1 protein-coding gene is annotated in these 255 nt (G+C 68.6%); it reads left to right on the top strand.

The features are described 5' to 3' along the window. Positions 1-182 (top strand): hypothetical protein (locus ACQG3P_RS20660; protein ID WP_426806094.1); only part of this gene is annotated, 182 nt, incomplete at its 5' end. Positions 183-255 lie beyond the last annotated feature (73 nt).

Here is a 255-nt window from a genome sequence, read left to right as displayed (position 1 = left end):
AGGTCGAGAAGGGCTTCGAGTCCCCGTCCGTCGATCGCGCCGGTCCCTTCGAGACTCCCGAGGAGGCAGCGAAGGCGCCCGAGATCATGCGTCAGCGCTCCCGCGCGTGGGCCGAGGATGAAGCCCGCGACGATTCCTGGGGCGGCTCCGCCGCGTCGGGCGAGTCCGCCGACGACCAGTAGTCTGGCTACGGCCGCATCGGGCACCCGGAGAGGATGCGATGGACAAGCAGCGTGACTTCGTTCTGAGGACGAT

This window comes from Stenotrophomonas sp. SrG (assembly GCF_050031795.1).
Classification (GTDB): domain Bacteria; phylum Pseudomonadota; class Gammaproteobacteria; order Xanthomonadales; family Xanthomonadaceae; genus Stenotrophomonas; species Stenotrophomonas rhizophila_A.
The sequence above is the reverse complement of the archived record's forward strand: the minus strand, read 5'-3'. Positions and strand labels throughout refer to the sequence as shown.